25 protein-coding genes are annotated in these 26,064 nt (G+C 42.3%); 20 read left to right on the forward strand and 5 right to left on the reverse strand.

What is annotated here, in order from left to right; genetic code table 11:
• Positions 1–184 precede the first annotated feature (184 nt).
• From lon to lysA, 3 genes are read left to right on the forward strand one after another with little or no spacing between them, the layout of a single operon-like run.
• A complete protein-coding gene (gene lon, locus RF007C_RS08485; RefSeq protein WP_019678661.1) occupies positions 185–2,527 on the forward strand; it encodes an endopeptidase La in 2,343 nt (780 codons plus the stop codon).
• A gap of 21 nt (positions 2,528–2,548) precedes the next feature.
• Complete coding sequence (gene yihA, locus RF007C_RS08490; RefSeq protein WP_019678662.1) at positions 2,549–3,157, forward strand: ribosome biogenesis GTP-binding protein YihA/YsxC; 609 nt, start codon at positions 2,549–2,551, stop codon at positions 3,155–3,157.
• Positions 3,158–3,179: 22 nt separating this feature from the next.
• Positions 3,180–4,478: a diaminopimelate decarboxylase gene (lysA, locus tag RF007C_RS08495; RefSeq protein ID WP_037299119.1), complete on the forward strand. Its 1,299-nt coding sequence runs from the start codon at positions 3,180–3,182 to the stop codon at positions 4,476–4,478.
• A gap of 26 nt (positions 4,479–4,504) precedes the next feature.
• Here the strand turns inward: lysA and RF007C_RS08500 are convergent, their stop codons facing one another.
• Positions 4,505–5,446, reverse strand: coding sequence for a TIGR01212 family radical SAM protein (locus RF007C_RS08500; protein ID WP_037299121.1), 942 nt, complete (start codon positions 5,444–5,446; stop codon positions 4,505–4,507).
• A 159-nt stretch (positions 5,447–5,605) separates the two neighbouring features.
• Here RF007C_RS08500 and RF007C_RS08505 point away from each other — a divergent pair, with 159 nt between their 5' ends.
• From RF007C_RS08505 to RF007C_RS08575, 15 genes are all read left to right on the forward strand, one after another.
• Positions 5,606–6,112 (forward strand): shikimate kinase, encoded by a 507-nt coding sequence (locus RF007C_RS08505; RefSeq protein WP_173907776.1) that lies wholly within the window; start codon positions 5,606–5,608, stop codon positions 6,110–6,112.
• A 193-nt stretch (positions 6,113–6,305) separates the two neighbouring features.
• A complete protein-coding gene (locus RF007C_RS08510) occupies positions 6,306–7,043 on the forward strand; it encodes an AAA family ATPase (RefSeq protein ID WP_019678666.1) in 738 nt (245 codons plus the stop codon).
• Positions 7,044–7,085: 42 nt separating this feature from the next.
• Positions 7,086–7,487: a methylglyoxal synthase gene (locus RF007C_RS08515; RefSeq protein ID WP_009984662.1), complete on the forward strand. Its 402-nt coding sequence runs from the start codon at positions 7,086–7,088 to the stop codon at positions 7,485–7,487.
• Positions 7,488–7,552: 65 nt separating this feature from the next.
• The gene (gene hisS, locus RF007C_RS08520; protein WP_037299123.1) at positions 7,553–8,887 is read left to right on the forward strand and encodes a histidine--tRNA ligase; all 1,335 of its coding nucleotides are present in this window, start codon (positions 7,553–7,555) and stop codon (positions 8,885–8,887) included.
• 1 nt (position 8,888) lies between these two features.
• A complete protein-coding gene (gene aspS, locus RF007C_RS08525) occupies positions 8,889–10,667 on the forward strand; it encodes an aspartate--tRNA ligase (RefSeq protein WP_037299124.1) in 1,779 nt (592 codons plus the stop codon).
• The gene (locus tag RF007C_RS08530; protein ID WP_019678669.1) at positions 10,660–11,118 is read left to right on the forward strand and encodes an NUDIX domain-containing protein; all 459 of its coding nucleotides are present in this window, start codon (positions 10,660–10,662) and stop codon (positions 11,116–11,118) included. Before aspS ends, RF007C_RS08530 begins: the two co-directional genes overlap by 8 nt.
• A 230-nt stretch (positions 11,119–11,348) precedes the next feature.
• Positions 11,349–11,657, forward strand: a complete 309-nt coding sequence (locus RF007C_RS08535; protein WP_037299125.1) for a hypothetical protein — start codon at positions 11,349–11,351, stop codon at positions 11,655–11,657.
• Positions 11,658–11,690: 33 nt separating this feature from the next.
• The gene (locus tag RF007C_RS08540) at positions 11,691–13,664 is read left to right on the forward strand and encodes a V-type ATP synthase subunit I (RefSeq protein ID WP_037299126.1); all 1,974 of its coding nucleotides are present in this window, start codon (positions 11,691–11,693) and stop codon (positions 13,662–13,664) included.
• Positions 13,657–14,130, forward strand: a complete 474-nt coding sequence (locus tag RF007C_RS08545) for a V-type ATP synthase subunit K (RefSeq protein ID WP_019678672.1) — start codon at positions 13,657–13,659, stop codon at positions 14,128–14,130. The genes RF007C_RS08540 and RF007C_RS08545 overlap by 8 nt, the downstream gene beginning before the upstream one ends.
• A 14-nt stretch (positions 14,131–14,144) precedes the next feature.
• A complete protein-coding gene (locus tag RF007C_RS08550; RefSeq protein WP_037299127.1) occupies positions 14,145–14,738 on the forward strand; it encodes a V-type ATP synthase subunit E in 594 nt (197 codons plus the stop codon).
• Positions 14,739–14,746: 8 nt separating this feature from the next.
• Complete coding sequence (locus RF007C_RS08555) at positions 14,747–15,685, forward strand: V-type ATPase subunit (RefSeq protein WP_037299128.1); 939 nt, start codon at positions 14,747–14,749, stop codon at positions 15,683–15,685.
• Positions 15,678–15,989 (forward strand): V-type ATP synthase subunit F, encoded by a 312-nt coding sequence (locus tag RF007C_RS08560; protein ID WP_019678675.1) that lies wholly within the window; start codon positions 15,678–15,680, stop codon positions 15,987–15,989. Before RF007C_RS08555 ends, RF007C_RS08560 begins: the two co-directional genes overlap by 8 nt.
• A 21-nt stretch (positions 15,990–16,010) precedes the next feature.
• Positions 16,011–17,780, forward strand: coding sequence for a V-type ATP synthase subunit A (locus RF007C_RS08565; protein WP_037299129.1), 1,770 nt, complete (start codon positions 16,011–16,013; stop codon positions 17,778–17,780).
• Positions 17,780–19,156 (forward strand): V-type ATP synthase subunit B, encoded by a 1,377-nt coding sequence (locus tag RF007C_RS08570; RefSeq protein ID WP_037299130.1) that lies wholly within the window; start codon positions 17,780–17,782, stop codon positions 19,154–19,156. The genes RF007C_RS08565 and RF007C_RS08570 overlap by 1 nt, the downstream gene beginning before the upstream one ends.
• A gap of 10 nt (positions 19,157–19,166) precedes the next feature.
• Positions 19,167–19,817, forward strand: coding sequence for a V-type ATP synthase subunit D (locus RF007C_RS08575; protein WP_082316737.1), 651 nt, complete (start codon positions 19,167–19,169; stop codon positions 19,815–19,817).
• Positions 19,818–19,910: 93 nt separating this feature from the next.
• Here RF007C_RS08575 and RF007C_RS08580 read toward each other — a convergent pair whose 3' ends face one another.
• Together RF007C_RS08580 and rpsO are read right to left on the reverse strand one after the other, a co-directional pair.
• On the reverse strand, positions 19,911–22,025 hold the full coding sequence (locus RF007C_RS08580) for a polyribonucleotide nucleotidyltransferase (protein WP_037299131.1): 2,115 nt from the start codon (positions 22,023–22,025) through the stop codon (positions 19,911–19,913).
• 170 nt (positions 22,026–22,195) lie between these two features.
• Positions 22,196–22,462 carry a 30S ribosomal protein S15 gene (gene rpsO / locus RF007C_RS08585; protein WP_037299132.1) on the reverse strand — a complete coding sequence of 89 codons (267 nt, stop codon included), beginning with the start codon at positions 22,460–22,462 and terminating at the stop codon, positions 22,196–22,198.
• Positions 22,463–22,733: 271 nt separating this feature from the next.
• Here rpsO and RF007C_RS08590 point away from each other — a divergent pair, with 271 nt between their 5' ends.
• Together RF007C_RS08590 and RF007C_RS08595 are read left to right on the forward strand one after the other, a co-directional pair.
• On the forward strand, positions 22,734–23,153 hold the full coding sequence (locus RF007C_RS08590) for a PH domain-containing protein (RefSeq protein WP_037299133.1): 420 nt from the start codon (positions 22,734–22,736) through the stop codon (positions 23,151–23,153).
• A gap of 20 nt (positions 23,154–23,173) precedes the next feature.
• Positions 23,174–24,238 (forward strand): FkbM family methyltransferase, encoded by a 1,065-nt coding sequence (locus RF007C_RS08595; protein WP_019678681.1) that lies wholly within the window; start codon positions 23,174–23,176, stop codon positions 24,236–24,238.
• 34 nt (positions 24,239–24,272) lie between these two features.
• Here the strand turns inward: RF007C_RS08595 and pyrB are convergent, their stop codons facing one another.
• The gene (pyrB, locus tag RF007C_RS08600; protein ID WP_037299134.1) at positions 24,273–25,355 is read right to left on the reverse strand and encodes an aspartate carbamoyltransferase; all 1,083 of its coding nucleotides are present in this window, start codon (positions 25,353–25,355) and stop codon (positions 24,273–24,275) included.
• Positions 25,356–25,380: 25 nt separating this feature from the next.
• Positions 25,381–26,049: an HD domain-containing protein gene (locus tag RF007C_RS08605; RefSeq protein ID WP_019678683.1), complete on the reverse strand. Its 669-nt coding sequence runs from the start codon at positions 26,047–26,049 to the stop codon at positions 25,381–25,383.
• Positions 26,050–26,064 lie beyond the last annotated feature (15 nt).

Genomic DNA, 26,064 nt, shown 5'->3' on the forward strand with positions numbered 1-26,064 from the left:
AATAATCGGACTTAAATGAAGACCGACAACCTTTAAATTAAGCAAATATTATCAGCATTATAATTCAGCAGCTTCAAAAGCACCAAAGTACTTGAAATATTATTATTTTTATAGTATAATAAAATAGGTCGTTAGTAAACGGCTGTATGGATAAATATGATAACAAAAGAAACGCGGTGAATTTATGGAACAGACAATAAAAAGCGATAAGAATATAGAAGAGGCTAATATCCTCTATACAGTAGCAATGCGCGGGCTTGTTGCTTTTCCGAAGATGGTGATGCACTTTGATGTCTCACGAAGCAAGTCAATGATGGCTGTCGAGAAGGCTCTCAAGGCTGACGGAAAGCTTTTTCTTGTAACTCAGCATGAAGCATATGTTGAAAATCCCAAGGCTTCGGATCTTTATAAAGTTGGTGTTGTAGCCGAGATAAAACAGGTTCTTAAGCTGCCAGATAACGTTATGAAGGTTCTTGTCGAAGGCTCATATAAGGCGAATCTTGTTCGTCTTATAGACGACGGGGAAGTTCTCAAGGCGGAAGTAAAGCGCACGCCGACATATTCGAGAGCAAAATATGATGAAGTTGAAGCCGAAGCTCTCATGCGTTCTGTAAAGGACGTTTTTGAACGGTATGCTTCCTTCTTTCCGAGAATGCCAAAGGAACTCCTTACATCAATTATGACTCAGGACTCTCCTTTGAAGCTTTTTGAGACAGTTACGTTCAACTGCAATCTCAATTATCGTGACAAGCAGACTTTGCTTGAGGAGACAAGCGTTATAAACAAGCTTTCAGTCTTATTTGCCTGTCTTACATCTGAGGTTGAGATACTTGAGCTTGAAAACCTTATTAACGAGCAGACAAAAAACAGCATAGATAAAGGGCAGCGTGAATTCTATCTTCGTGAGCAACTCAGGGTAATACAGGAGCAGCTTGGCGAAGATGAGGGAGAAGAAGCCTTCAGCTATATAAATGACATAATGGATCTTAAGCTGGATGAAAAGAATAAGGAGAAGCTTCTGAAGGAAGCTGATAAGCTTACAAAGCTTCCTCCTTCTTCACAGGAAGCATTTGTCATAAAAAATTATCTTGATACTGTTCTTGATCTGCCTTGGGGAAAGTATACGAAGGCAAAGCTTTCCATTGACAAAGCGGAAGCTGTTCTTGAAAAGGATCATTACGGTCTTAAGAAAGTCAAGGAGCGTATACTTGAATTCCTTGCTGTTCATATTCTTAACCCCGAAATTAAGGGACAGATAATCTGTCTTGCAGGCCCTCCTGGTATTGGTAAAACTTCTATTGCAAAGTCCATTGCCAAGGCTATGGGCAGAAAGTATGCGAGGGTCTCTCTTGGAGGCGTTCGCGACGAAGCTGATATAAGAGGACACAGAAAGACCTACGTCGGCGCAATGCCGGGACGTATAATAACTGCTCTGTCTCAGGCAGGTTCTGCTAACCCCCTTATACTTTTTGATGAGATAGATAAGCTTTGTAGCGACATAAAGGGCGATCCGTCATCTGCCATGCTTGAAGTCCTCGACTCCGAGCAGAACAATGCGTTCCGCGATCACTTCATTGAGGTTCCTTTTGACCTCAGCAAGGCTGTATTTATTACAACAGCAAATAATGTAAGCGCTATTCCCGCACCTCTTCTTGACCGAATGGAAGTTATCGAGCTTCCAAGCTATACTGCTGAGGAAAAATTCCATATTGCCAAGGAACATCTTGTTCCAAAACAGCTCAAGGAACACGGCCTTAAAGCTTCACAGCTGAAGATCAGTGACGATGCTATAAATGATATAGTTCAGTATTACACGAAGGAAGCTGGCGTTCGTACACTTGAAAGAAATATTGCTTCGCTTTGCCGCAAGGTTGCTAAAAAGGTCGCCGCAGGCGAGGTGAAGAAGGTAACTATCAAGGCAAAGGATCTTACCGATTATCTTGGAATACATAAATACCTTAACGATCTTTCGTCCAAAAAGGATCAGGTAGGTGTCGTAAACGGTCTTGCCTGGACATCAGTGGGCGGTGTTCTTATGCCCATCGAAGTTCTTGTAATGAACGGCACCGGAAAAATCGAGGTCACAGGTTCCCTCGGTGAGGTCATGAAGGAAAGTTCACGTATTGCAGTCAGCTATGTACGCAGTATTGCTGATAAGTATGGAATCAATCCTGATTTTTATAAAGAGAAGGACGTTCATATCCACGCACCTGAGGGAGCGGTTCCGAAGGATGGCCCTTCGGCAGGCGTTACAATGACTACAGCGCTTGTATCGGCTCTTTCGGGACTGAAGGCAAGATCAGATATTGCAATGACAGGTGAAGTTACACTTCACGGTAAAGTTCTGCCGATCGGCGGACTTCGTGAAAAGACAATGGCTGCTTATAAAGCAGGTATTAAGAATGTAATAATTCCTGTTGCGAACAAGCCAGATCTTGAAGAGGTCGATCAGGTAGTCAAGGACGCTATAAACTTCACTTATGCTGATGATCTTACAGATGTTCTTGACACAGCACTTATCAAATAACAGCTCCAAGGAGGAAGTGCCGTGAAGCTTAATTATAATAAAGCGGAGTTTACAGCTGCCTACGGCAAATTTTCGCAGCTTCCGCCTCCCGAAAGGATCGAGATCGCTTTTGCGGGCCACTCGAACGTCGGAAAATCAACACTTATCAATAAGCTTTTCAACAGAAAAAATCTGGCAAGGGTCAGCTCGGTGCCCGGAAAAACAGCTACAATTAATTTCTACGGGCTTGACAATATGTATTTTGTCGATCTGCCGGGATATGGCTATGCAAAGGTTTCAAAATCCGAAAAAGAGCGCTGGTCAGGGCTTATTGAGGGATATCTCAGTTCTGAACGCGATATCAGGCTTGTCTTTATGCTTGTAGATATGCGTCATGCACCTACCAAGGACGACATTCAGATGATAGATTACCTTATCGACACTGAAATGCCGTTTGTACTTGTACTTACAAAAGCGGACAAGCTTAACAAAACAGAAAGAGCAAAGCGCCTCGAAGCATTCAAGCACGAGATACCTTGCTTTGAGGATATACATAGTATACCTTTCTCATCACAGACATTTGAGGGAGTTGAAGAACTCAGACAGATTGTTGATGAGATCGCTGATGACAACGATCCTGTCGACGAATAAAATACCCGAAAGGATGTTAAATATGTTTGTATCAGATAATCTTGGTATCAATTCCGATGGAAATCTCACTGTCGGCGGGGTTGATACTGTTAAACTTGCCGAGAAATACGGTACACCGCTTTATGTTATGGACGAGCAGGTTATCAGAAACAGTCTGCGTCAGTTCCATGACAGTATGAATCAGTATTACAGTGGAAACGGTGAGGTGCATTTTGCAAGCAAAGCCTTTTCCTGTATGGAAATGTGCAGAATAGTTGCCGATGAAGGCGACGGACTTGATGTAGTATCAATAGGCGAACTTTACACTGCATATAAAGCAGGCTTCCCTATGGGCAAGGTCGGTTTTCACGGTAATAATAAAACAAATGAAGAACTGAGGCTTGCCATTGAATACGGAGTAGGACATATTATTGTTGATAATATCAGCGAGCTTCACAGGCTCGAGGCGATCGCCGCTGAAATGAATGCTGTTCCTCATATAATGTTCAGAATAAAGCCCGGAATAGATGCACATACACATGATTTTGTAAAAACAGGTCAGATAGACAGTAAATTCGGTTTTGCTCTTGAAACAGGAGAAGCCTTTGAAGCTGTGAAGGAGGCTGTAAACTGTAAAAATGTAAAATTGTACGGACTTCACTGTCATATAGGTTCACAGATCTTTGATATTGCTCCTTTTGAAGAAGCTGCAAAGGTTATGCTCGGATTTATTTCCGAAATCAAGAACAAGCTCGGTTTTGAAATCGAAGGTCTTAATCTTGGCGGAGGATTTGGCATAAAATACACCGGCAAGGACGATCCGTCTCCGTTTGAGACATATATAAAAAGAGTATCTGCTGTCGTAAAATCCGAATGTGACAGACTTGGCATAAAACTTCCGAAAATGTTTATTGAGCCCGGCCGCTCAATAGCAGGTCCTGCCGGAATCACTCTTTATACTGTCGGAGCTCGCAAGGAGATACCGAATATAAGGACATATGTCTCTGTTGACGGTGGAATGGCAGATAATCCGAGATATATACTCTATGGTTCCGAATATGATGCGATCGTAGCAAACAAGGCTTCGGAAGAAAGAAGTGAAAAAGTCACTATAGCAGGAAAATGCTGTGAAAGCGGTGATCTTATCGGTGAGAATATGCCTCTTCAGCACGCAGAATCAGGTGATATCATTGCAGTCTGCGCTACAGGAGCATACAACTATTCTATGTCATCAAATTACAACAGGTTGCAGAAGCCGGCTGTTGTGTTCGTAAATAACGGCCAGTCGAGAATCGTTGTAAAAAGGGAGACGCTTGACGATATCATAAAAAAAGACATATAAAACAATGGGCAGGTGATCCTGCCCATTTATTTATTATATAATCTGCCCTGCCAAGTATCAAGCTCAGCCAGTTTTTTATCTATGCCTCCGAGTACAGCAATCTTATCAGCACTCCACATAGGAGCAATAAGTTTGGCTTTATCGCCGTCTCCTGTGATCCTTTCAATTACGATATCAGCAGGGAGGACTTCAAGCTGTCTGACGATAATATCAATATATTCCTCACGCGAAATGAGACCGAAATCGTCAGCTAAGTACATTTTTTCAAGCTTTGTACCTCTGATTAGGTGAAGCATCTGCAATTTGACGGCATCAGGATGAAGCTTTGCCACATTTTCTGCTGTTTTGATCATCATTTCATCTGATTCCTTTGGCAGCCCGTTTATTATATGCAGACAAGTTCGTATCCCTGCATTTTTTAAACGATAATATCCTTCCTCAAACTCTTTGACCGTGCAGCAGCGATTAATGAGTTCTATCGTACTGTTATGGCAGCTTTGCATGCCAAGCTCGACTGTAAGATATGTCTGCTGACTGATCTCTTTGAGAAGCGCAAGAACATCATCCGATATGCAGTCCGCACGTGTACCTATGGATAATCCGCATACTCCGTCAAATTTCATTGCTTTAAAAAAGTTTTCCTTCAGAACGTCAACAGGAGCGTAGGTGTTTGTGTTTGCTTGAAAATATGCAATAAACCTTTGATTTTTACCATATGACTTTGAAATGCGCATCTTCTCATACTCAAGCTGAGATACAACTTCTATCCCGCCGTGAGTGAAATATCCGCTTCCTCCGTCGCAGAATATACATCCGCCTGTACCTTTGGTTCCGTCTATATTCGGACACGTGAAGCCGCAGTCGATGACAGCTTTATAAATCTTTTCTCCAAAAAGCATTCTGTTATGATAATTTAATGTGTGATAACGTTTATTATCCATCGAATAAACAAAGGGATTTTCGCTCATAACACTCCTCCTTGTGTAAATATGTTATCATATGATCGGATTTTTGTCAATGATTAGTATATAAAAAATAAATATCGCAATATATGGGCGGATTTTCTATTGACATTTTGCACAAAGTGAGTTAAAATAATAATGTAACAAAAATAGGGGAGAAAACACGTGAAAAAGAATATTGTCTTGATCGGTATGCCGGGTGTCGGCAAAAGCACAGTAGGTGTGATTCTTGCCAAGATACTTGGATATAAGTTCGTTGATACCGACCTTGTTATACAGGAAAAAGAAGGAAAACTTCTAAGAGAAATCATTGCAGAGAAGGGAATTGACGGATTTCTTGATACTGAAGACAGGATCCTGAAATCATTCAAAGCCGAAAATTCTGTTATAGCCACGGGAGGAAGTGTTGTCTACAGCAAAAATGCTATGGCTAATCTTGCTAAAAACGGCATTATTGTTTATCTCAAGCTTGACTACAATAAGCTTAAATACCGCCTCGGAAATATAAAAAACAGGGGAGTCGTTATCCGTAAAGGACAGTCTCTCAGCGGGCTTTTTAAAGAGAGAACAGCTTTGTATGAAAAATATTCACAGATAACCATTGATGAAAACGGCTGCAATATAGAAAAGACTGTAAATAAAATTGTTGCCGAAGTAAAGCGTGGTTTATAAGTATTGCACAATTGTAAGCTTAAAAAAAAGCTGTTTTGCACAATTTTATCTTTTATATCAAAAACTTCTTTGACATTTAGGTAATTATGTGTTATAATGTACAGTAGGATTATTATTATCTATAATTATCAGAATCCGGGAACGTTTATGCAGCAATACTGCTCTGTCTTGCGGATATCGGAAAGGAAATAAAATGTCTAAAATTATTGCTATTACCTCAGGAAAAGGCGGTACAGGTAAATCTACCGTTTGTGCAGGTCTTGGTTACACTCTTGCAAAGCAGGGGCACAGAACTCTTATTATCGAGCTTGATTTTGGTCTCAGATGTCTTGATATAATATTCGGAGTTGAGGATAATATCAAATACGACTTAGGAGATGTCCTGAGCGGTAAAAAAACAGCTCTTGAGGCTGTTGCCCAGATTCCTATGGCATCAAATCTCAATATCCTTTGCGCACCAAAGACACTGACTGCTGTAAACGCGGAACAGATCGTTGAGATCTGCAGATCTGTCAAGAAGTATTTTGAGTACATCATTATCGATACAGGTGCAGGTATAAACTCTCATGTATTCGATATTGTTGAACAAGCAAATCTTATTCTCGTTATTTCTACTCCGGATCCTGTTTGCATAAGAGATGCAAGCCTTATGTCTGATGAATTCTACAACAGAGGCAACAAGAGCCAGCGTCTTATTATCAATAAAATCAGCAAGCGGATTATCGGCAGTGAGCTCATCTCAAATCTCGATGAAATAATTGATAAGGTAGGCGTACAGCTCATCGGAGTTATTCCTGATGACTTCAAGATGACGGTTGCAACAGGTAAAGGTACTCCTATCCCGACAGACAGCGAAGCACTTAAAGCATTTGACGCTATTTCAAAGCGACTTGGCGGAGAATTTGTTCCGCTTACAGTAAAAACTGTATAATTATCAGAATATTATTCCGCTTTGCGGGGAAAGGACATATATATGAAGATCGCAATTATTGCGCATGACGCTAAAAAAGAGCTTATGGTTCAGTTCTGCAGCGCTTACTGCGGAATATTATCAAAGCATACTCTTATAGCAACAAATACAACAGGTAAACAGGTAAGTGAAGCAACCGGCCTTCCCATAAAAAGATACCTCAGCGGACAGGGAGGAGCAGAACAGATACTCGCACTTCTTTCATGTAATGAAGTTGATGTACTTCTGTTCTTCAGAGATCCTATCAATCCCAAGGCTGCTGATGTTCACGGTATGAATCTTCTCAGACTCTGTGACGTTCATAACGTGCCTGTAGCAACCAATATTGCTACCGCAGAAGCGCTGATACTTGCCCTCGAAAGAGGAGATCTTGATTGGCGTGAAGTCGGCAATCCCAGTATCTGAATTTAATTGTCCCTTCATTAAGGGACAATTTTCATGTAATAACCCAATAGAAAGGTTTGAAATATATGGCTATGAATATCAAGCGCCCCAACGGAACCGAAGACGTTCTTCCAAAGGATGTTTACAAATGGCATACCATTGAGAAAATTGCCAGGGAAACTGCTGAAAGCTTCGGCTTTTCAGAAATCAGGATACCTACATTTGAAAGCACCAATCTTTTCCTTCGTTCCGTAGGAGAAACAACAGACGTTGTACAGAAAGAGATGTATACCGTAAAGGCAAAGGAGACAGAGTTCACACTTCGTCCCGAGGGTACAGCAGGCACTATCAGAGCAATGCTTCAGAACGGTCTGCTCAACGAAGCTCTTCCTCAGAAGGTATACTATATGCTTTCATGCTTCAGGCATGAACGTCCGCAGGCTGGAAGACTACGTGAATTCCATCAGTTCGGTATCGAAATGGCAGGAAGTGCTGCTCCTTCAGCTGATGCAGAGGTAATCATGCTTGCTAAAACTCTTCTCGATCGTCTTGGTTTGAAGAATATCGAGCTTCATATTAATTCCATAGGCTGTCCTTCTTGCAGAGCTAAATATCATGAAGCTCTCCGTGCGTTTTTTGAGCCTCATAAGGAAGAATTATGCGACACCTGCAAGGAAAGGCTTGTCAAGAACCCGATGAGGATCCTTGACTGTAAGAGCCCTATATGCAAGGAAATAGGCAAGGACGCGCCCGTAATCCTTGATTATCTCTGTGATGAGTGCAGTGAACATTTTGAAAAATTCCAGAAATACCTTTCTAAGTTCGGTATCAAATTTATTGTTGATCCCAAGATCGTAAGAGGTCTTGACTATTATACAAAGTCTGTATTTGAGTTCATCACCACTGAAATAGGCGCACAGGGAACAGTCTGTGCAGGCGGAAGATATGATGGTCTAATCGAACAGCTTGGCGGCCAACATACACCTGCACTTGGCTTTGCTATGGGATTTGAAAGGCTTCTTCTCGTTATGGACAAGCAGGGCTGTGATTATCTTACTCCCAAGAAATGCGACATCTATTTCGCTACAATGGGTGATGCGGCTCTTGAAAAAGCTATGGAGCTCGTCAAGGGACTACGTGAATATGGTTACTGTGCGGAGTACGACCTTATGGGCCGCGGCATAAAGGCTCAGATGAAGTATGCCAATAAGATCGGTGCAGTATATACTATGGTTCTCGGAGATAATGAGCTCAATGACGGTAAAGCACGTCTTAAGGAAATGGAAAGCGGCGAAGAGAAGGAAATGATTCTTAATGAGAAGTTTACCGCTAATTTTGAAAATGAATACTTCAATAAAATTCTGGATGTAATGGACGACGAAAACGGATCAATGTTCGCGTTCGCAGGGGAGGATAAATAAAATGGCAGATACTATGAAGGGATTGAAGCGTACTCATTACTGCGGCGAAGTCACAGAAGCAGGCAAAGAGGTCGTAGTAGGCGGCTTCGTTGACAGAATAAGAGACAAGGGCGGTGTTATTTTTATTGTTCTCCGTGACAGAACCGGTGTTGTTCAGCTTCTTTTTAATGATGAAACAGATCGTGCTATATTCGAGAAGGCTTCTTCCTGCAAGAGTGAATATGTCCTTATGGCCAAAGGAGAAGTACGTGAGCGTGAAAGCAAGAATGACAAGCTGAAAACAGGTAACGTAGAGATATTCGTAACTGATCTCAGGACCCTTGCAAAGGCTCAGACTCCGCCTTTTGAGATAACTAATGAAACAAAGGTAAATGATGAGCTTCGTCTCAAATATCGTTATCTTGATCTCAGACGTGCTCCTTTACAGGAAAATATCATCAGACGTCATGAGATCGCAAGAGTTACACGTGAATATTTCTATGAAAACGGTTTCCTTGAAATAGAAACGCCTATGATGATGAAGTCAACTCCCGAAGGTGCAAGAGACTATCTTATACCTTCAAGAGTTCATCAGGGAAAGTTCTATGCTCTGCCTCAGTCTCCGCAGATCTACAAGCAACTTCTTATGGTATCGGGATTTGACCGTTATATCCAGCTTGCTCGCTGTTTCCGTGATGAGGATCTCCGTGCAGACAGACAGCCTGAGTTTACTCAGATCGATCTTGAAATGTCATTTGTTGATGCCGAGGATATACAGGGCTGCGTTGAAGGCTACATAAGCCGTCTTTTCAGTGAAGTTCTCGGTGTTGATATACCTATACCGCTTCCTCGTTTAACTTTTGCAGATGCTATGAATCGTTATGGTTCCGATAAACCGGATACAAGATTCGGTTTTGAGATTCAGGATATTACAGATACAGTAAAGGATATTGACTTTGTTGTATTTAAAAATGCTATTGCAGAGGGCGGAAGCGTTCGTGCAATCAATGTTAAGAACGGAGCCGCAACATATACCCGTAAGGAGATTGACAAGCTGGTCGATCACGCAAAGGGTATAGGAGCAAAGGGACTCGCATATATCCGTTGGGCCGATGAGCCAAACTGCTCATTCAGGAAGTTCCTTGCAGATGGTGAACTCGAAAAGATCTGTTCCGCTGTTGATGCACATGAGGGAGATCTTGTGCTTATATGCGCAGACAGAACAAAGACTGTTCTTGCTACACTTGGAGCAATAAGACTTATCTGTGCCAAGAAGCTTGATGTTATTCCGGAGGATAAGTATAATTTCCTCTGGATAACAGAGATGCCGTTCTTTGAGCACGATGACGATAATAATACATGGGTTGCTGCACATCACCCGTTCACTATGCCTATGGAGGAAAGCCTTGAGTATCTTGACACAGATCCTGAAAATGTACGTGCAAAGGCATGGGATCTTGTTCTCAACGGAACAGAGCTTTCAAGCGGATCTATGCGTATTACTGATTTTGAACTCCAGCAGAAGATGTTTGAGGCACTTGGTATGACTGATGAGGAGATACAGGCTAAATTCGGATTCCTCGTTGATGCTTATCGTTACGGTGCACCTCCTCACGGAGGAATGGGCATCGGTCTTGATAGAATCGCTATGATCATGTGTAAGGCTGACAGCCTCCGTGATGTCACAGCATTCCCGAAGGTACAGAATGCAAGCGAGCTTATGTCTGAGTGTCCGTCATATGTTGATGATGAGAGTCTTGATGTGCTTGGAATAAGCGTTGTAAAAAAAGAAGATGAGTAACAGATTCTATGCGGTATGTGGGATACTTGAAATTGGCGGTAAGATACTTTTTGTAAGGCATACATACGGACCTGCAAAGGAAAGGATACTTATCCCCGGAGGATATGTCAAGGAAAATGAACTTCCCACAGATGCAATAAGAAGAGAATTATTCGAAGAAACCGGCGTTAGTGCGGAAGCAGACTCTGTTTTTGCTGTACAATTCCGTACACAGCAGTGGATAATCGTATTTAAACTGAAATATATTTCAGGTGATCCTAAATCCGACGGATATGAGAACAGTGAAGTTCTTTTGCTGACTCCGGATGAAGCTGTGAAAAGGGGAGATATTACAAACATGAGCCGTGCTATTCTGAATGCTTACATCAATGATAGGGATAATACGCTGAATAAAGGCGCCTATCGTTCAATATCATTAAAAAATGAGATTTTTGAAATATTTGGAATATAAATATTTCAAAAAAATTTGTTTTTCGACGAAATTTTCATTGACATTTTATTCGAAATAGATTATAATATTTATTGTGATTTAAATATCCAAAGAGGGAGCTGTCTGAAGGTCATGCTCCCTTTCTGTTTTGTTAGAGGTCATTAACAAAATATATATTGACTGTATAACAAAAAAGTGATATACTAAACACATTAAATGACCAATAGTCATTTTTTGAAGGAGGTACTCAAATGGCATCGGAAGCTGTAAAGAAAATTCTTGAAGCAGAAGCGTTATCGGATAAGATGATTAACGAAGCACGCAAAAAACGTGATGAGATCATTAATTCTGCATCCGGAAGCTCTTCTCTTGCTATTCAGAAGAAAATAAGCGAAGCTTCTTCAGAAGCTGCCAAACTAAAAGCCGAGTATGATAAAAAGCTTGCCGAATATACAGGTGATTCGGAGGCAGAATGTGAAAAAAAGATCGAAAGTATAAGACAGCTTGCCGAAAAGAACTCAGATAAGGCAATAAAAGAGATAATAGATAGGTTTTTCTGAGGTATTTATCTATAAAGGAGAGTGATGTAAAATATGGCGAAGCTCAAAATGAAAAAAATCGAGCTTATTGCTATGCTTACTGACAGTAAAAAGATCATCGAACTTCTTCAGCGGCGCGGAGTGGTTGAAATATCTCAGAATACTGATGAAGAGCTAGAAAATACTAACGTTACGGCAGTTGTAGGTGAATTTGAAAAGTTTAGAAACACCGCTGCACAGGCTCTTGAGATAATTGATACCTATGCTCCGGAAAAAGCAGGACTTGCGGATCTGTTCAACGGTAAAACCGAGGTCGAAAAGCATGAGTTTGGAAAAGAAGCAATGAAGATGGAAAAGATCATGGCTGCAGCCAATGAGATCATAAAAAATCAGCGCTCTATTAATGATGCTTCCTCGGCCATATCTCAGCTTGAGATCAAGTGTGATATGCTTGACAGATGGCTTCCTTTGGATGTTCCGTTAAATTTTAAAGGCACATCGTCAACGTCCGCTTATATCGGTACTCTGCCGTATCAGATAACAGCGGAAGAGCTTGAGGAGCAATTGCCCGAGAATTGTTCCGCTGAAGTTGTCAGCGGTTCGAAGGAACAGACAAATCTTTTCATCCTGTGCAGTAAACAGTCATATGATGAAGCAGGAGATATCCTGAGAAAGCTTACCTTTGTATCTCTTTCCGAGAAGGATCCGAAAAAGCCTTCTGAGCTTTATGACACTTACAATCAGAACATCAAATCTCATGAAGATGAAATGGAAAAAGCTCGGGAAAACATAGAAAAGCTTGCGGCAAACCGTAAGCAGCTGCAATTTGTGGTCGACTATCTGCAAATGCGAAAAGAAAAGTACGACGCACTCAGCGGTCTCGGTTTTACCGAAACCACATTCATTCTTACAGGATATATTCCGGAGAAGTATTCGGAACAGCTGAAAAAGGAGATAGAAGATAAATACACAGCTTCCATCACCTTTACTGATCCTGATGAAGATGACGACGTGCCTGTACTTCTTGAAAACAGTATATTCTCATCGCCTGTAGAGGGAATAACAAAAATGTATGCAATGCCTGCAAAAGGCGATGTGGATCCCACACCTGTAATGTCTTTCTTCTACTATCTTTTCTTCGGAATGATGTTATCGGATGCAGGATACGGTCTTTTAATGATAATCGGAACAACTCTTGCCCTGAAGAAATTCAAGCTTGAGACCAGTATGAAGAAAACGCTTACTATGTTCAGAAACTGCGGTATATCCACTGTTTTCTGGGGAGCTCTTTTCGGCAGCTGGTTCGGTGACATAGTTCAGGTGGTTGCAAGGCAGTTCTTTGGTAAAGAGATCGGCAGTATCGCTATTTGGTTTGAACCTCTGACTGATCCTGTAAAGCTTCTGCTCGTATCCTTCGGGCTGGGGATACTTCATCTTTTCCTTGGTGTAGCAGTTGCCTTCAAGATGACATGGGATACAGGAAAAAAGCTGGATGCGATATTTGACGCATTGCCCATATATCTCATAGTTCTCGGAGTTGCTCCCATAGGAGCGGGAATGTTTATATCCGTGCCATCTGTGCTTAAAACTACCGGTATATATATGCTCATTGCGGGAGTAGCCATACTTGTACTGACAGCCGGAAGAACTTCTAAATCTGTATTCGGAAAATTTTTCGGCGGCTTATATGCGCTGTATAATACAGCAACGGGTTATCTCGGAGATATACTTTCTTACTCGAGACTTCTTGCGCTGGGACTTGCGACAGGAAGTATCGCAAGCGTCATAAATCTTATCGGCACAATGCCTGAAAATAAGATAATCAAGCTTATACTGCTGATAATCGTATTTATAGTCGGTCATACTGCAAACCTGGCAATAAACCTGCTTGGTGCTTATGTTCATACCGACAGATTACAGTTCGTAGAGCTTTTCAGTAAATTCTATACCGGCGGTGGAAGAGAATTCGCTCCGCTGACGGTCAATACAAAGTATATAAAATTCAAGGAGGAAAATAAAAATGACTAACGGTTTAGTATTAGCTATCATAGGAGCTGCACTTGCAGCACTTTTAGCAGGAATTGGTTCGGCAAAGGGCGTAAGCCTTGTAGGTGAGGCAGCATCAGGTGTTGTATCTGTTGATCCCTCAAAATTCAGCAAGGTGCTTCTTCTTGAACTTCTTCCCGGTACTCAGGGACTTTACGGACTTATTGCAGCTATGTTCATACTTCTTCGTACAGGCGTACTTGGAAGCGGAGCAGCTGATCTGACAGTTCAGCAGGGACTTGGTTTCCTTGCAGCCTCACTTCCGATAGCTGTTGTCGGACTTATATCCGGTATTATGCAGGGCAGGACAGCGGCTGCCGGCGTTAGCATCACTGCTAAAAAGCCTGACCACAACGGTAAGGCTATCATTATGGCAGCTATGGTTGAAACATACGCTATTCTTGCACTTCTTATATCAGTCCTTATGATACTGAATATCAATGTATGACGGAGGTAAGATATATGTCAGGACTTGACGGAATCTTAAACCTTATAGAAACTCAGCAGAAACAGTCTGAGGAAAGCATACTGAAAGCCGCACAAAGCAAGGCGGAGGCAATTATCGCCGAAGGTGATGAAAAAGCTCGCAAGGCATATGAAGATAGCCTTGAAAAAGCAAAAAATCGTGCCGAAAAAGATTATGAAAATTCATGTGCATCTGTTGATGCGGCAATGAAGAGAAAGCTCCTTGCCTGCAAGATTGGGCTTATAAATGAAACTATTGAAAAAACAATAAGCAAGCTGGATTCATTACCTTCGGAAGAGTATTTTGATCTGATGGTAAGACTCATAACTCGTAATCTCAAACCCGAGAAGGGAGAACTGACGCTTTGCAAAAAAGACCTTGACCGTGTTCCGGATGATTTTATGCCTCGATTAAAAGAGCTTGCTGAAAAGAATGGTGGAAGTATCACGCTCTCGAAGAATACCGCCGATATAGAAAACGGTTTTATCCTAAGCTACGGTCTTGTTTCCGAGAATTGCAGCTTTCGCGCTATAATAGAAGCAGAGAAGGATGATATAAAGGATACCGCAGCAAGGCTGCTGTTCGGGTAGGTGATAGTATGAACGGAACAAAATACGCTGATGCTGTCGGTGCTGTCAGAGCAATGGAGAACACTCTGCTCGGGAAAAGTGATATTGAACAGCTTATTAATGCAAGAAGCAAAAGCGAAGTTAAATCTATCTTTTCTTCCAGAACGGGTAATCAGTTGGCAGATCTGAATGATGTATGGAACTTTCTTTGCGAATATGCTCCCGACTGTGAGGAACTGAAAATCCTGCTCTATCGCAATGATTTTCATAATCTCAAGGCTGTTCTTAAAGCGATCATCTCAAACAGAGATCCCGAGCAGTATTATATTGCTCCTTCAAATATTGGTCTTTCAGAACTTACTGATGCTGTGAGCAAAAAGGAATATGATCTGCTGCCGAAGTATATGCAGAAAACTGCTTTAGAGGCTTATGAGCTTCTGACAAAAACATTGGACGGTCAGCTTTCTGATTCATTTATTGACAGATCAGCTCTCGAAGCTGTACAGAAATCTTCGGAAGAATGCGGTATTGAATTCATGAAAAAATACGCTCAGCTGATAACTGCCTGCTCTGACATAAAGACAGCATACAGATGCTGTATACTCGGTAAATCTGCGCAGTTTATGGAAAATGCTGTTTGCGGCAGTCCAGAGATTGAAAAGGATGAGCTTATCAAATCTGCTCTTGCGGGAACAGAACAGTTATTCACATATCTTGAAACGACGCATTACAGTGAAGCGGCCGCTTTGTTGAAGGAGTCGTCAGCAAAGTACGAAAAATGGTGTGATGATGTGATAATGGAACTGGCAGAAGACGCAAGAATGCTTGCTTTCGGCTCTGAGCCTCTTGCCGCTTACTTTATTGCCAAAGAGGCTGAGATCAAAAATCTTCGTATCTTGTCAGTATGCAAGGAATTCGGTGCAGATAAGGAAACAATAACAGAAAGGATGAGAAAGCTTTATGTATAAAGCCGCAGTTATAGGCGATAGTGCCAGTGTTTCAGGATTTGCTGCTCTCGGACTTTCTGTATTTCGTGAAACCGAGCCTGAAAAGGTTTCAAAACTCATTTCAAGACTTGCGGCGAATGATTTTGCAGTCATATACATTACCGAACCTGCCGCAGCATTGGTTACCGATACTATTGCAAAATACAGAAGTTGTAAGCTTCCGGCGATAATATTGATACCTGCAATAGAGGGTAATACAGGCGACGGCATGAGAGCTCTGCATGAGGCAGTGGAAAAGGCTGTCGGTTCGGATATATTGAATTAGGAAAGAGGCGGATAAACAGAAATGAACAGCAAAGGTAAAGTAATTAAAATCTCAGGCCCGCTTGTAGTTGCAGAAGGTATGAGGGACGCTAATATGTTTGACGTTGTCCGCGTCAGCGAAAAGCGGCTTATAGGTGAAATAATAGAGATGCACGGTGATCGTGCTTCGATTCAGGTATATGAGGAGACTTCAGGTCTCGGCACTGGTGAGAACGTCGAATCAACAGGCGAGCCAATGAGCGTTGAGCTTGGTCCAGGACTCATAGGAAGTATTTTCGACGGAATTCAGCGTCCGCTTGATGATATAAGAAAAGTATGCGGAAACAATCTGCAGCGCGGAGTTGAAGTTCCTTCATTAAAGAGAGAGAAGCTTTGGAAGTTTACTCCCTCAGTAAAGGTCGGTGACAAAGTCATTGGCGGAGACGTGATCGGTACAGTTCCCGAGACTGATATAGTTCTTCACAAAATAATGGTACCAAACGGCATTAACGGTACTGTAAAGAAGATCTCGGAGGGCGAATTCCACGTAAATGATACGGTATGTATCATCGAAACAGAAAAAGGGGAGAGAGAGCTTTCTCTTTTCCAGAAATGGCCCGTCCGCCGAGGCAGACCTTATAAGAAGAAGCTGTCGCCCGATATGCCTCTTGTTACAGGTCAGAGAGTCGTTGACTGTCTGTTCCCGATAGCTAAGGGAGGCGTAGCCGCTATCCCCGGACCTTTCGGAAGCGGAAAGACAGTCACACAGCATCAGCTGGCAAAGTGGGCAGAGGCTGATATCATTGTTTATATAGGCTGCGGTGAGCGCGGAAACGAAATGACAGACGTTTTGAATGAATTCCCGGAGCTTATCGATCCTCACACAGGCAAATCCCTTATGGAAAGAACTGTTCTTATAGCCAATACATCGGATATGCCTGTTGCTGCACGTGAAGCCTCTGTATATACAGGTATCACTATTGCAGAATATTATAGGGATATGGGCTATTCTGTTGCTCTTATGGCTGACTCCACATCACGTTGGGCAGAGGCGCTTCGTGAAATGTCAGGACGTCTTGAGGAAATGCCGGGTGATGAAGGTTATCCTGCATATCTCGGAAGCCGTCTTGCACAGTTCTATGAGCGTGCAGGCCGAGTTATATCCAATGGTTCAGATGAACGAGAGGGAACTCTTTCGGTAATCGGAGCAGTTTCACCTCCCGGAGGAGATATATCCGAGCCAGTTTCCCAGGCTACGCTCCGTATAGTAAAAGTATTCTGGGGACTTGATTCAAACCTGGCTTATCAGAGACATTTCCCAGCTATAAACTGGCTTACAAGCTATTCTCTTTACGCAGATTCACTGGCCCAATGGTACGACAATAATGTATCTAAAGACTGGATGAAGTCAAGAGCACGTTTTATGCAGATCCTTCACGATGAAGCTGAACTTAAAGAGATTGTAAAGCTCATCGGTATGGATGCTCTTTCAGCAAAGGATCGTCTTAAAATGGAAACAGCACGTTCAATACGTGAGGATTTCCTGCATCAGTTGGCTTTCCATGAGGTAGACACATATACAAGTCTTAAAAAACAGCTTTATATGATGAAGCTTATTCTGAACTTCAATGATGAGGCGGGGGATGCTATCAGTAAGGGCGCAGATGTGGAGAGCGTTGCCAATCTGGCTGTTAGAGAAAAAATCGGTCGTTTCAAGTATATTGAGGAAGAAAAGACGGATGCCGAATTCCAGAAGCTTTCTTTAGAGATCTCTTCAGAACTCAACGAATTAATCAATAAGGAGGAAGACTGATGCCAAGAGAATACAGAACAATTGAAGAAGCGGCAGGTCCCCTTCTTCTGGTAAAGGATGTTGAGAACGTAAAATACGGCGAACTTGCTGAAATAAGACTTAAAAACGGTGAAAAACGCCGCTGCCGTGTTCTTGAGATAGACGGTACAAATGCACTTGTGCAGCTTTTTGAAAATGCTGCAGGTATAAACTTACAGGATAGCAGTGTTGTTTTTTCAGGTCACCAGATGGAACTCGGTGTATCTGAAGATATGCTGGGAAGAGTATTCGATGGTCTGGGCAGACCGATAGACGACGGCCCAGAAATAATTCCTGATATGCGTATGGATGTAAATGGACTGCCTATGAATCCTGTTGCAAGACAATATCCTCAGGAGTTCATACAGACAGGAGTATCTGCTATCGACGGTTTGAATACACTTGTAAGAGGTCAAAAGCTGCCTATATTCTCAGCCAGCGGACTTCCTCATGCACAGCTCGCAGCACAGATTGCACGTCAGGCTAAGGTGCGCGGTAAAAACGAGCAGTTTGCTGTAGTATTCGCTGCAATGGGTATCACTTTTGAGGAATCAGAATACTTTGTTCAGAGCTTCAAGAGCACAGGCGCACTTGACAGAACTGTACTCTTTATAAATCTTGCAAACGATTCTGCCATTGAACGTCTTGCCACTCCTAAAATGGCACTTACAGCTGCGGAGTATCTTGCTTTTGAAAAGGGGATGCATGTTCTTGTCATCCTTACAGATATTACAAACTATGCTGATGCTCTTCGTGAGGTATCGGCTGCACGTAAGGAGGTTCCGGGAAGAAGAGGATATCCGGGTTATATGTATACCGATCTGGCTACAATATATGAACGTGCAGGCCGTCAGAACGGCAAAGAGGGAAGTATCACCATGATACCGATCCTCACTATGCCGGAGGATGATAAAACTCATCCTATCCCTGACCTTACAGGTTATATCACTGAGGGACAGATAATACTTTCACGTGAGCTTTACAGAAAGGGAATAAATCCTCCTGTTGATGTTCTGCCATCACTCTCCCGTCTTAAGGATAAGGGAATAGGCGATGGAAAAACTCGTGCTGATCATTCCGATACCATGAACCAGCTTTTCTCGGCATACGCCCGTGGAAAAGATGCCAAGGAGCTTATGGTAGTACTTGGCGAAGCTGCTCTTACACCTACAGATCTGCTCTATGCTAAGTTTTCTGATGAATTTGAGAAAAGATATGTTTCTCAGGGCTTTGAAAACAACAGAAGTATTGAAGAAACACTTTCAATAGGATGGGAGCTTCTGAAACTCCTTCCGAGAAGCGAGCTTCGCAGAATCAGAGAGGAATATCTGGTCAAGTATTATGATACTCAGAATTGAGGTGAGCTGATTGGCAAGACTGAATGTTAATCCCACCCGTATGGAGCTTAGCAAGCTGAAAAAAAAGCTTGCTTCAGCAAGAAGAGGTCATAAGCTTCTCAAGGATAAGCGAGACGAACTTATGCGTCAGTTCATGAACCTCATTAGAGAAAACCGACAGCTGAGAAACGAGGTCGAAAAGGCTATAAATGAAGCCAATCGGTATATGGCTGTTGCGGGCTCTGTGATGCAGAGAGAGGTTCTTGAAACTGCTCTCATGCTGCCAAAGCAGGAGGTTGAGCTTGAAGTAAATGATAAAAATGTCATGAGCGTTTATATTCCAGAGTTCAAACCTAAATTCCGTACCGAGGATACAAACGATATATATTCATACGGCATGGCTTTTACTTCCATCGACCTTGACGGTGCAGTAAGTGCTTTAAGTGCTGTTTTCCCAATGATGATAAGGCTTGCAGAGGTTGAAAAGGCCTGTCAGCTAATGGCAGATGAGATCGAAAAGACCCGTCGCCGTGTAAATGCTTTGGAGCATATAATGATTCCGGATTATGAGGAAACTATAAAGTATATAACTATGAAGCTTTCGGAAAACGAAAGAAGCACTACAACATCTCTTATGAAGGTCAAGGAAATGGTACTCAAGGACAGCCATCATTATCATTAAGAAAAAAGCAGCTTTTATAGCTGCTTTTTTGATATCTGAACAAAAAAATTCCGCGTAAAGAATTAGTACGCGGAATTTTTATTATAACTATAATCAGTTGTTCTTCTTAGCTTCGATGTCTGCAAGAGCGTCCTTGCGTGAGAGATTGATTCTGCCCTGACGGTCGATCTCTGTTACCTTAACAACGATCTCATCGCCGATAGAAACAACGTCTTCTACCTTTTCAACTCTCTGCTTGTCCAGCTTGGATATATGAACAAGTCCGTCCTTACCAGGAGCAATTTCAACGAATGCACCGAAGTCCATGATTCTTACTACCTTGCCCTTGTAAATAGCGCCTACCTCGGGATCATTAGCAATTGTATGAACGATCTGAAGTGCCTTGTTTGCATTGTCAGCATCAACACCGCTGATAAATACATTACCGTCATCGCTGATGTCGATCTTAACGTCACAGTCAGCTGAGATCTTCTGGATAACCTTACCGCCCTGACCGATAACCTCACGGATCTTGTCGACAGGGATCTTTGTCTGAAGCATTTTGGGAGCATACTTGTTAACAGTAGGTCTGCTTTCGGGAATAGCCTTCAGCATGATCTCGTCGAGGATGTACAGACGAGCCTTTCTTGTCTTTTCGAATGCTTCCTTTATGATAGCAGGTGTAAGTCCGTCTACCTTAATATCGACCTGGATAGCTGTGATACCCTTGTGAGTACCGCCTACCTTGAAGTCCATATCGCCGAAGAAGTCCTCAAGACCCTGGATATCTACCATTGTCATAAACTCATCACTGTCGGGAAGTGTGATAAGTCCGCAGGAAATACCTGCAACGGGAGCCTTGATCGGTACGCCTGCGTCCATAAGAGCAAGAGTTGAACCGCATATTGATCCCTGTGATGTAGAACCGTTGGAAGAAAGAACCTCAGAAACAAGTCTTAATGCGTAGGGGAATTCCTCAACAGGAGGAATAACAGGAGCGAGTGCTCTCTCAGCAAGCGCACCATGACCAATCTCACGGCGTCCGGGACCTCTGCTGGGCTTTGTTTCACCGACGGAGTAGCTCGGGAAATTGTACTGGTGCATATATCTCTTCGAATCTTCCTCGTCGAGACCGTCAATCTTCTGAGCATCGCTTACAGGACCGAGTGTTGCAATAGTGAGCACCTGTGTCTGACCTCTTGTGAAGAGACCTGAACCGTGAACTCTGGGAAGAACTCCTACCTCAGCTGCGAGAGGTCTGATCTCATCAATTCCGCGGCCGTCAACACGCTTGCCCTCATAGAGCCATGTACGAACGATTTTCTTCTGAAGCTTATAGATACACTCGTCGATCATGGGTATCTGCTCGGGGTACTTTTCGTCAAAGTTAGCGTGAATATCATCAATGATGGGGGCAAGTCTCTCATCACGTACATTCTTGTCGTTTGTATCAAGAGCGATTTTGACTCTGTCAGAAGCAAATGCCTCGATAGCATCAAACATATCGTGATCTACTTCCATTGACTCGAACTCGAACTTGGGCTTACCGATCTGAGCACGGATGTCATTAATGAAAGATACCATCTTCTTGATCTCTTCATGTCCCTTAAGAATAGCGTCAAGCATTGTATCCTCGGGTACTTCGTTAGCGCCTGCCTCGATCATAACGATCTTATCGGCAGTACCTGCAACAGTAAGAGTCAGATCAGTCTTAGCTCTCTGCTCAAGAGTAGGATTGAGTACGATCTCACCGTCAACGAGACCTACATTTATACCTGCAATAGGTCCGTTCCACGGGATATCGGAAATAGAGATTGCGATAGATGTAGCTATCATACCTGCGATCTCAGGTGAGTTATCTGGTTCAACTGCGAGTACAGTCATTACAACAGAAACGTCATTTCTCATATCCTTGGGGAAGAGGGGACGAATAGGTCTGTCAACGCATCTTGATGTAAGGATAGCCTTTTCGGAAGGCTTGCCCTCACGCTTAGTGAATGAACCGGGGATCTTTCCTACCGAATAAAGTCTTTCTTCGTAATCAACTGAAAGAGGGAAGAAATCAATGCCCTCTCTGGGCTTTGCACTTGCGGTAACGTTTGCCATTACAACGGTCTCACCGTATCTTACCCAGCATGAACCGTTAGAAAGTCCGCAGGTCTTACCCGTTTCAACAACCAGCGGTCTGCCCGCATATGTCGTTTCAAAAGTTCTGTAGTTTTCAAACATCTGTTTAGCCTCCATTTTTAAAATTTTTGTCAGAGGAGAGCCTTTAGAAGTTAGAGGTAAAAACCAGAACAATAGTTTTCTGACTCTTGCCTCTGACTTCTAATCCCTTCACTCTGATAGACATAAAGGCAGAAGGGTATAATAATACCCCACTGCCTTTACACTCATAATTACTTACGGAGACCGAGCTTCTCTACGATAGCACGGTATCTGTTAATATCCTTCTTCTTAAGATATCCGAGAAGGTTACGTCTGTGACCAACCATCTTGAGAAGACCTCTTCTTGAGTGGTGGTCATTCTTGTGGCTCTTGAGGTGGTTTGTGAGATCATTGATTCTTCTTGTGAGAATAGCGATCTGAACCTCAGGAGAACCTGTGTCGTTTTCGTGTGTTCTGTTAGCCTCGATAACGGCTGTCTTTTCATCCTTCAATAACATTTGAAGCACCTCTTAAATAAATATTCCGTTAACTCAGTAGGGGGTGAAAGTCGAGGACAAGCCCCGAACCAAGTACACGGTGATAATATTATACCACATAAAAACACTTTTGTAAAGCCTTTTTTCGAATTTTTGCGAAAAATATATTTGTATCCAGCGGTATATCCGCGGTTTTGACAGTTTTCTTAAAGAAGATGGTTGACTATTAATGCGTTATGTGGTAAAATATATGTACAGAGGTCTGCCTTTTAATGATTGGAGGATTAAGGTTATGAAAAAAAATGCTTTCGACTATGTATGGACAGATAAAAAACGTTCACTTTTCGGTCTGCCTCTTACTTTTACACGTTATTATCTTACCGAGTCCAAGTTCATTACACGTACCGGTTTTCTAAATATAGACGAGGATGAGATAGATCTTTACAAGATCACTGATAAGAAAGTAAAATATCCGTTTTTCCAGCGCCTTTTCAACTGCGGAACGATAATTATATACAGTCGTGATGCCGATACTCCTTCAAAAGAAGTTCACTGTGTAAAGAATGTCAGGAAGGTCTCTGAACTGATCGATAAATACCTCACCATCATGCGTGATAAATACGGCATAAGAGGAAGAGATATGATGGGCTTCCATTCAGCTCACGATCACTATGACGATTACGACGATATGCACGACGATGGTGATTATTGATTTCAGAGGTGATTGTGGGAATGCTCTCGTTTATTACTGAAAAACAATCCAGCTGGGACAGGCTAAAAGCTGAAAAACGTCCTATATTCATATACGGAATGGGAGACGGCGCATTGAAGATAATGGCTGTTTTCCGTGAAATGAAAATAACAGTAGCAGGTATCTTTGCAAGTGATGATTTTGTACGCGGACATTCATTCGAGGGGTATAGAGTACATAAGCTTTCAGAGATAGAAGAAGCAGTTGATGATTTTGTGGTAGTACTTGCATTTGCTGCAGGCTATCAGGAAATAGTCGACAAGGTGCAGGATATTGCTTCAAGGCACACATTATACGTACCTGACGTGCCTGTTATAGGCGGCGGCCTGTTTACATATGAATACTGTGAACAGAATGCCGATAAGATACAGCAGGTTTATGACAGCCTTGCAGATGACTACTCCAGAAAGGTATATGCCAATATCATAAACTTTAAAATCAGCGGCAAAATAGAGTATCTTTCAGCTGTTACTACTTCAAAAGCAGAGATATACAAGAAAATAATCAAGCCTAACCTCAACGAAATATATGTTGATCTTGGTGCCTACAACGGTGACACTATCAAGGAGATCCTTGAATTTACCCATGGTAAATATGTGTCCATATACGCTCTTGAACCTGATAAGAAGAATTTCAAGAAGCTTGCGAAATTCGTTGATGGTATGCCTCATGTTTACGCATATAATTCTGCAGCATGGTGCATTGATACGGAGCTTCCGTTTTCGGCAAAAGCAGGCCGTCAGTCGGCTATCAGCGCCAATTCCGATAATATGGTGGGGGCTTTGTCAGTTGACAGCATTCTTGCCAAAAAGCCTGCGACCATAATAAAAATGGATGTTGAAGGCTTTGAACGTGAAGCTATCTGGGGAGCTGCATTGACCATCGCTCATTATGCACCTAAAATGATGGTATCTCTGTATCATAGAAACGAGGATATTTTTGAGATCCCGCTTCTGATCAAAAAGCTCAATCCGTCTTATAAGCTTTTTATAAGACATCAGCTTTATATTCCTGCATGGGAAACCAACCTTTATGCAACATTATAAAATCAGCCTCCTGAAAAAATCAGGAGGCTTTTTATTATATAAGTTTTCTTTCGTCGCAATACTCACATTCAAGGAGTGTCTCGTCTCCGCTTGAACGGAAGCTCTTAGGCAGGTACTCCTCGTGATTTGTTATACATTTAGGATTAGAGCACTTGACTCCGCCGAACACCTTGCCCTTAAGAGTCTCTGACTGCTTCTTTTCCTTTAATATTGTCATAATAAGAGCCATTCTTACATACATACCGTATTTGGCCTGTTTGAAATACATAGCTCTTTCGTCATCATCCACATCAACAGTGATCTCGTCAACACGCGGCAGCGGATGCATAACTATCATATCCTTGCGAGCAAGGAGCATTTTTTTTCTGTCAAGAACATAGGTATTCTTCTGAGCCAGATACTCCTCTTCACTTGCAAATCTTTCCTGCTGTATCCTTGTCATATAAAGCACATCAAGATCTACGATAGCTTCTTCAAGAGTGTTTACCTCAGTGTAGCTGCTGCCGTTAGCTTTGATGATGTCCTTTATATAAGCAGGCATTCCCAGCTCGGATGTGGATATAAAGACGAACTTGTTATTTTCAAACATACTGAGAGCTTTGCAGAGAGAATGAACAGTTCTTCCATTCAGAAGGTCTCCGCACATACCGATCGTCAGACCTGAAAGAGTTTTCTTTTCTATCTTTAGAGTAAGAAGGTCCGTCAGTGTCTGTGTAGGGTGGAGATGCCCTCCGTCACCTGCGTTGATAACAGAACAGTCAGCAGTAAGGGATGCTGCTTTTGCAGCTCCGGCAATAGGATGACGTATAACAAGTACATCAGCGTAATTACTCACGATCTTTGTAGTATCCTTAATAGTTTCGCCTTTTGCTACCGATGAATTGGCAGGATTATCAAATCCGATGATCTGACCGCCAAGTCTTATCATAGCTGTCTGGAATGACATCTGCGTTCTTGTGGAAGGCTCGTAAAAAAGAGTAGCCATTATCTTCCCGTCACATTCGTGAGCAAAAGCAGCAGGATCGCTGTATATCTCCTCACCGAGCTCTACGACTTTTTTCCACCAAGAAACAGGGTAGTCATTAAGATCAATAAGATGCTGATATTCTGAAAACATATATATTAAACCTCCGTTGTATGAATTACAGTATTTTACTTCCGTTTATGATCATTTCAAACTGAACGCCCAGATACATTGATGCCCTTTTGCAAAGCAGCATCCTCTCCATGAATATCTCAAAGTATTCAAGCACAGATGAGATCTGTGTATCTATCTGGAGTTCAAGTATTATAGAGGTCTTATCGTCGTTAAATCTTACATTGGACTGTTCAACGGCATAATTAACGCGGTCATGTATATCAAAAGTAAGAAGATCCGTATTGCGCACACGACTGCGGCGTACATCGGTTTTATCACCAATTATCATTGCCGCCGAGATTGCGTCCAATGGCTGGCCGGTTCCCTCGTCGTGATTGCCGATGGCTGATATTATCGAGCAGATCTCGTCTGCGGGCATACTGAGATTATCAAGAAGCCTGAAGGCCATTACAGCGCCGCTTTGCGCGTGATCGACTCTGTTGATAACATTTCCGATGTCATGCATTATAGAAGCGATTTTCGCAAGTTCTACTGTTCTTTCTTCATATCCCAGTTCACTGAGTATCATCGAAGATACATGTGCCACTCTTTCCACATGAGGAAATGAATGTTCGGTATATCCAAGAGCTTCAAGAGCTTTGTCTGCTCTTCTGATATACTCCATAATATCGGGATTTTGCTTTATATATTTATAAGTAACTATACTTGGCATAAATTCTCCTGTATA

The sequence above is a fragment of the Ruminococcus flavefaciens 007c genome (genome assembly GCF_000571935.1).
Lineage (GTDB): Bacteria > Bacillota > Clostridia > Oscillospirales > Ruminococcaceae > Ruminococcus > Ruminococcus flavefaciens_F.

Bases quoted from the DNA above. Each gene is read 5' to 3' on its own strand.
- hisS (WP_037299123.1), top strand. From the start codon at position 7,553: ATGGCTATGAATATCAAGCGCCCCAACGGAACCGAAGACGTTCTTCCA.
- pyrB (WP_037299134.1), bottom strand. From the start codon at position 25,355: ATGTTTTCAGAATATCAGCATCTTATTGATCTTAATGACTACCCTGTT.
- rpsO (WP_037299132.1), bottom strand. From the start codon at position 22,462: ATGTTATTGAAGGATGAAAAGACAGCCGTTATCGAGGCTAACAGAACA.
- RF007C_RS08565 (WP_037299129.1), top strand. From the start codon at position 16,011: ATGAACAGCAAAGGTAAAGTAATTAAAATCTCAGGCCCGCTTGTAGTT.
- RF007C_RS08570 (WP_037299130.1), top strand. From the start codon at position 17,780: ATGCCAAGAGAATACAGAACAATTGAAGAAGCGGCAGGTCCCCTTCTT.
- RF007C_RS08605 (WP_019678683.1), bottom strand. From the start codon at position 26,049: ATGCCAAGTATAGTTACTTATAAATATATAAAGCAAAATCCCGATATT.
- lon (WP_019678661.1), top strand. From the start codon at position 185: ATGGAACAGACAATAAAAAGCGATAAGAATATAGAAGAGGCTAATATC.
- RF007C_RS08560 (WP_019678675.1), top strand. From the start codon at position 15,678: ATGTATAAAGCCGCAGTTATAGGCGATAGTGCCAGTGTTTCAGGATTT.
- RF007C_RS08510 (WP_019678666.1), top strand. From the start codon at position 6,306: ATGTCTAAAATTATTGCTATTACCTCAGGAAAAGGCGGTACAGGTAAA.
- RF007C_RS08500 (WP_037299121.1), bottom strand. From the start codon at position 5,446: ATGAGCGAAAATCCCTTTGTTTATTCGATGGATAATAAACGTTATCAC.
- RF007C_RS08595 (WP_019678681.1), top strand. From the start codon at position 23,174: ATGCTCTCGTTTATTACTGAAAAACAATCCAGCTGGGACAGGCTAAAA.
- aspS (WP_037299124.1), top strand. From the start codon at position 8,889: ATGGCAGATACTATGAAGGGATTGAAGCGTACTCATTACTGCGGCGAA.
- RF007C_RS08545 (WP_019678672.1), top strand. From the start codon at position 13,657: ATGACTAACGGTTTAGTATTAGCTATCATAGGAGCTGCACTTGCAGCA.
- RF007C_RS08535 (WP_037299125.1), top strand. From the start codon at position 11,349: ATGGCATCGGAAGCTGTAAAGAAAATTCTTGAAGCAGAAGCGTTATCG.
- RF007C_RS08530 (WP_019678669.1), top strand. From the start codon at position 10,660: ATGAGTAACAGATTCTATGCGGTATGTGGGATACTTGAAATTGGCGGT.
- lysA (WP_037299119.1), top strand. From the start codon at position 3,180: ATGTTTGTATCAGATAATCTTGGTATCAATTCCGATGGAAATCTCACT.
- RF007C_RS08540 (WP_037299126.1), top strand. From the start codon at position 11,691: ATGGCGAAGCTCAAAATGAAAAAAATCGAGCTTATTGCTATGCTTACT.
- RF007C_RS08550 (WP_037299127.1), top strand. From the start codon at position 14,145: ATGTCAGGACTTGACGGAATCTTAAACCTTATAGAAACTCAGCAGAAA.
- RF007C_RS08515 (WP_009984662.1), top strand. From the start codon at position 7,086: ATGAAGATCGCAATTATTGCGCATGACGCTAAAAAAGAGCTTATGGTT.
- RF007C_RS08590 (WP_037299133.1), top strand. From the start codon at position 22,734: ATGAAAAAAAATGCTTTCGACTATGTATGGACAGATAAAAAACGTTCA.
- RF007C_RS08555 (WP_037299128.1), top strand. From the start codon at position 14,747: ATGAACGGAACAAAATACGCTGATGCTGTCGGTGCTGTCAGAGCAATG.
- RF007C_RS08580 (WP_037299131.1), bottom strand. From the start codon at position 22,025: ATGTTTGAAAACTACAGAACTTTTGAAACGACATATGCGGGCAGACCG.